Source organism: Microcystis sp. LE19-41.2A, from assembly GCF_027530405.1.
Classification (GTDB): Bacteria; Cyanobacteriota; Cyanobacteriia; order Cyanobacteriales; family Microcystaceae; genus Microcystis; species Microcystis aeruginosa.
This window is the reverse complement of the sequence record NZ_JAPZQJ010000639.1, coordinates 1-5449: the sequence shown is the minus strand read 5'-3', so window position 1 is coordinate 5449 and position 5449 is coordinate 1. Positions and strand designations below refer to the sequence as shown.

Here is a 5449-nt window from a genome sequence, read left to right as displayed (position 1 = left end):
TGAAATATTATGGAGATTTTTAAAATATGAATGGATTGAATTTAGCGCCTATAAAGACCGAAAGAGCCTCCTCGCTTACGTTAAAAAAGTGCTGGACAATTTTGGAGGCGAGTATGTAATTAATTTTGCCTAGGTACTTATCGGGAGCGCAGCCAGCGGTCACTGTTTGCATACCAGGTTGAGAAAGTGTCCAGTCCATCATTGCTTTTGTCGCCTCAGATGCGTAGCCTTGTCGTCGATATAACGGTGCTACTTGATAGCCAATTTCTACAGCATCTGTGGGTAAACCTGTGACATCAGGAATAATTTTGATCATCACATGACCAATAAGGGTATTTTCTGCTTGATGAATAATTAAACTCCCCCACCCCCACTCATTTTGTAAGGGGAATTGCAGCAAAATATTCGCAATATCAGGGAAAGCTTGAATCAACTCTTGTTCGGCCCAGTCAGCTGCAACTTTTACCCCCAAAATTGTTGCTAATTCATCGATACCTATAATTGCGGCCTTGAGAAGTTCAAGCTTGAAGGGGACTAAATATAATCGTTCCGTCACCAGTTTTTCCAGTGCTTTCATTTGATAAAACTCCTATACCAGTTATCAGTTATCAGTTATCAGTTATCAGTTAGTAGCTTGTTAATCAACTTACCCAGCAAAAACCTCATTCTCTAGTTCTCCTGAGAGGGGGAAGTCTGAAAAATTTTCCCTACCCCCTACACCCTACCCCCCACACCCTGTCTCAATTTCAATCTGTTTGTCACCCCATTAGCTATATTCTCACCCATTTTAAGGTTTTTGGGTCTTTATCATAATGATAATTAAAACCATCTTTGGCAGTAATGATTTTACCTAAACTGGCACGACTCCGGACGTTACTTAAAGAATAATCAGTTAGAGACTGCATTTGTTGATGGGACAAACCTTCGGCTATTTCAGAAACTCCTGCAATTTCCACATCATGCTCAGTTTTAACCTCAGACAAAGTCTCTATTTTTACCGCCGAAAAATTTTCTGATTTTTTTGACATCATCACTAGGTTATTCACTTTTTTGCGCTGATAATCTTCTACAGTTGACAGCTGCCAATGGGAATTTTCTGTTAACTCTAAGACCCATCGATGATAATTAAATAAACTTTCCCGATGACCAACACTAATAAAAGTGGTTTCACTTTCCTGTAATTGCTGATATAAGCTGGCTTCATTGGCCAAATCTAAAGCGCTAGTTGCTTCATCTAAGATAGTAAAAGTGGGTTTAGTGATTAATAGTCGAGCAAAAGCTAGTCTTTGCTGTTCTCCGAGGGATAAAATCTGTTCCCAATTGACTTGTTTATCTAAGGTATTTTTGTCAGTTAATAAATGTTGCAGGTTGACTTTTTTTAAGATATTTTCTAATTCTTCATCGCTCACCTGTTCATTGGTATGGGGATAAAGTAATTGCTGCCGTAAAGTGCCAAGGATAATATAAGGACGTTGGGGTAAAAATAACATTTTAGCTAAAGGAGGACGCACTAAACGGCCGCTACCTGCTTTCCATAAACCGGCGATTGCTCGTAACAAGGAACTTTTTCCTCGACCACTGGGGCCAATAATGAGTAGGCTTTCTCCCAAAGGGACAGAAACCGATAAATTCTCCACAATTACCTTTTCATAATCGGGAGTTTGTAGGGTAAAATTTTCAAAAGCTAGACGATTATCTTCCAGGGTGGTAATACGACTTAAGTTTTTCGGCTCTTCACTGGCAACTTTTAAGGCATCTGTCAAGGTAGCTAACCGTTCAATATAACTTGAAACTTTACCCGATGTTCCCCATTCAGTAATTAATTGTCCCAAGGCATTAGAAAAAAGAAAACAGCATAAACTCGCTTGACTAATTTCCCCATAATCGATTTCATTTTTAATAAACATCGGGGTCAAAATAAACATTGAAAATACACTAATCGCTGACTGATAACCTCGATTAAAAAGATTATTAAACCGTTCCCAATTGATCAGTTTTTCCGAGCTTTGAATAACCCGTTGAAAACGGCCTTCAATGATTTTTTCTTCCTGCTCTTCTCCCTGAAAAAAAGCAATGGATTCGGCGTGGTTACGCACATGGGTTAAAGCATAATTATAATCAGCTTTATTATTAAGCTCCGATTGATTAATTTTGTTTAATTCTTGAGTTAGATAAATTGCTATTAAATTTCCTGCGATCGTATAAATTATCAGATAAACCGCAATTTGCCGAGAAATTGTCCAAAGAATAATCGCAAAAGTAATCATTTGTAACCCTTTTTCCACGAAGGTGATTAATAACCTTAGGGTCATGGTCGTAATTGGTTCAATTTCTTGAGATAATCTTTGATCGGGATTTTTTAAAGCTGAGGTAAAATCAATATTATAATAAGCGCGAGCATTGAGATACTTTTTAACGGTTTGTTTGGTTAACCACTTATACCAATCTAAGGCTACTTTGCGACGAATAAATTGAGAAAAAGCAAATAACCCCGTTGTTAATATAATCAACAAACTGGATAACCACAGCGTATTTAGATATTTAGAAAGATCTCTATCTTCAATAATAATGTCGAGTACATAACGATTCCAGTAGCTACTAAAAGCTTCTACCCCCACCGTTGCCAAGATACTTAAAAGGATCAAAGCTGACATCCCCCAAGAAATGATCACATCTCCAAAGGCGCGTCCATTTAACTCCGTTGGATACCAATAGGGTTGAGCGACAATTTTTAGGCTTTCCCAAAATTGACCAAATAGTGAAAAGGGATTATTGGCGGACTGGTCGGACACAACAGGGTTTTCCGTTGCTTGTTTAGTAGTATATTGAGGCATCTAGATCCAATTGGCAGTTCTTTTACTGTTCTCTTGACAACTCGCTATCATATTGTAGCGGCAGAATTACCTCTTGTTGTCTTTTGATAACATTTTTATCTAGAAGATGAAAGCCAGCTATGGCCAGAAAGCTCTGACTTGACTAAGAACTACTTGACCCACTTTTGTTACTGTGGCAGTCTAGATGCTGTTTACTGGTCACTGAAAAACCCCCGTCTCTCAATCTCCGTCATCCTCAAAATGATTAGCTAGTAGGAATTTTTGACTGGTATTCAACTCTTGCCAAAGCTGGTTAATTTTCTCGTAAGCTTCCGTGGAGGTAAGCTTTCCCCCACTGTGTAAACCAGCGATAAAAGAGACTCTCAGGGCGAATTCCTGCAAATTAGCGTTAAAAACTAAATTTTGTGGCGTGAATAAACCCCTGTAGCTGGTTTTAGGGTAGAGAAAGTTATCTTTAGAATTGAATTTTTCCATTGTTACCGACCCCCCAGTATAGGATATCTACATTATTATATATTTAAACTTTTGTTAACTTAAGCTTAACCTAAGAATTTAAACCTGTCTCTAGATTCTTAAGAGAGTAGCTGCTGAACTTGATTAGCTGCCGCTATCCCAGAAGTTAAGGCCGTTTCTAGGGAAGAATTTCTCGATAAATCTCCCCCTTGACACCAATCACCACAGGCAACTAGAGGTAAAGGACTATTAACACTTAAACAGGGTACAGCTAAACCCTGACGGACTAAAGCATAACGCCAACGGTGCAGCTGAGACCAATCGGGGAGAGGCAAAGAAGCACGAGAGAGCAAATCTAGCTTAACTGCTTCTAAATCCTCGCTATCGAGATATTTAACCGCAAAATCTCCACTACTATGCACAACAAAGACATAATCAGGGGATGATTGCCGTTTACTGCTATCAAGTCCTAACCAAGCGATATCGGTGGAGGGAGCAACTGCGGGTAAAGAATCGCCATAACCCGCCATTACCGTTAAACAGGGATCGTAAACGATTGATCGCAATTCTGGCATAGTAGTTATGGGAGAGTTTTCTAACAATAACGCTGCTTGCGGGGCGGGAATAGCTAAGACAATCGCCGAAAACTCCCCCCGAATTTGACCGTTATTGTTTAAAACCCATTTTCCTTGACGATTTTCCAGACGAGTAACCAGAAAATCTCGTTCAATTTCTAACCCTTGAGCTAAAAATTTCGCCACGCTATTGATGCCAGAAGGAGCAACATAGCTAGAATCAAACCAAGAAGTAACTAGATTCTCTCTCAGGAGATTATCAATTAAAGCCGCCGTTTTTTCGCCCTGAATAGTCAAAAAAGGCAAACCATGATCCACAGCAATCACTTGATTGACTCGGTTAACCCGTCGCGTGGCTAAACGACCACCAATGCCTCTAGACTTATCAAATAGCTTAACAGTATAACCTCGATCGCACAACTGACGAGCGCAGGTTAACCCGGCTAAACCCGCACCAATGATCCCAACCTTAATCGAAAAATTTGTCACTAGCCTTCCTAATCCTGTGAACCCTTGAGTTAATATTAGTAGTAATCAGCACTAGCGAAACTAAGTTGATTATTGGGGCTGAGGAGGACAAACCACATTGGACGAATTACGCACAGCTTTGGAGTTAGCCACCGAGGAGGAACTACAGCAAATTACTAACATCCTCTTTTGTCGTCGTTTTAACCCTCTCGATTATCTACGAGCGCCCGACGCAATCGCAGTTCAAAGTCAAGATTGGGAAAGTTGGTTAGATAGCGTTGAGGATCGTTTTCGTTATCTAGCCGCCGATGGTGTGACAGTATTAAAGGGTACAACCCAAAAAGTAAGTTATCGTCAGATTCTGATCCGTGTCTGTCATTTTCTCAAGGTTCCCTACTCCCAAAAAATGCCGACAACGGAAATTGAAGCAGAAATATATCTTCATCTGGTTAGTAAAGCTTGGAAACGTCTCCCCCCATCGGAACAAAAATCCCTCTCGATTCAAATTCAAAAGGCACTCGCGGATTCCCACACTCCCCAACCCTTACCCGTTCACCTACAACACAATCCCCTCGATATAGTCCTCAAAGGCAGTAGCGTCATCGCCATTAATTCTATCCTGAAACCGATTCTGCTCAAACATATCGCCGGGCAGTTCGCTCTCCATTTTGCCCGCTATCAAGGGGCAAAAACTGCCCTAGTCCAGGGTGGGGCAATTGCTAATCAATTAGCCCTACAAACGGCTAAACAGGGCATGACTACGGCGGCGGCCCGCTACGGAGCGGTCAGAACCGTGTTAAGTTTGGTAGGACCGGCTCTATGGGGTTGGTTTATTGCCGATCTCGGTTGGAAAGCGATCGCCACCGATTACGGCCGGATTATCCCGACTATTTTTGCCCTTGCCCAAATTCGTCTGACCCGTGACGATTGTTGGCAACCTGCATAGCTTGACATCCTCGCCGCCGTAAAACGGACGGTGATTCCCAAACCTCACGATTTAGGTTTCTGCTTCTTTCCCTTGCGGGGTTCCGCACCTGCCTTAACAGATTTACTCTGTTCTGGTCTTATGGTCGCTCTACAGACTGACACCGCAAGCCCTGCGGCCAAAATATTTTTACT

At 41.3% G+C, this 5449-nt stretch carries 4 protein-coding genes and 3 pseudogenes; 2 read left to right on the top strand and 5 right to left on the bottom strand.

Annotation, left to right across the window (positions count from 1 at the left end):
• Positions 1-133 (top strand): annotated as a pseudogene (locus O9290_RS26300) (IS630-like element ISMae24 family transposase); the annotation flags it as partial.
• Here the strand turns inward: O9290_RS26300 and O9290_RS26295 are convergent.
• The 4 genes and pseudogenes from O9290_RS26295 to O9290_RS26280 all read right to left on the bottom strand — a co-directional run.
• A pseudogene (locus O9290_RS26295) lies at positions 125-577 on the bottom strand (GNAT family N-acetyltransferase); the annotation flags it as partial. The pseudogenes O9290_RS26300 and O9290_RS26295 overlap by 9 nt on opposite strands.
• A gap of 193 nt (positions 578-770) precedes the next feature.
• Positions 771-2834: an ABC transporter ATP-binding protein/permease gene (locus tag O9290_RS26290; RefSeq protein ID WP_288087700.1), complete on the bottom strand. Its 2064-nt coding sequence runs from the start codon at positions 2832-2834 to the stop codon at positions 771-773.
• A gap of 219 nt (positions 2835-3053) precedes the next feature.
• Positions 3054-3308 (bottom strand): DUF7219 family protein, encoded by a 255-nt coding sequence (locus O9290_RS26285; RefSeq protein WP_002758977.1) that lies wholly within the window; start codon positions 3306-3308, stop codon positions 3054-3056.
• 98 nt (positions 3309-3406) lie between these two features.
• Entirely contained in the window at positions 3407-4351 is a 945-nt protein-coding gene (locus tag O9290_RS26280; protein ID WP_288055995.1) for an NAD(P)/FAD-dependent oxidoreductase, read from the bottom strand.
• Between the two features lie 97 nt (positions 4352-4448).
• Here O9290_RS26280 and O9290_RS26275 point away from each other — a divergent pair, with 97 nt between their 5' ends.
• Positions 4449-5276 (top strand): YaaW family protein, encoded by an 828-nt coding sequence (locus O9290_RS26275; protein ID WP_288055998.1) that lies wholly within the window; start codon positions 4449-4451, stop codon positions 5274-5276.
• A 44-nt stretch (positions 5277-5320) separates the two neighbouring features.
• Here the strand turns inward: O9290_RS26275 and O9290_RS26270 are convergent.
• A pseudogene (locus tag O9290_RS26270) lies at positions 5321-5449 on the bottom strand (RNA-guided endonuclease TnpB family protein); the annotation flags it as partial.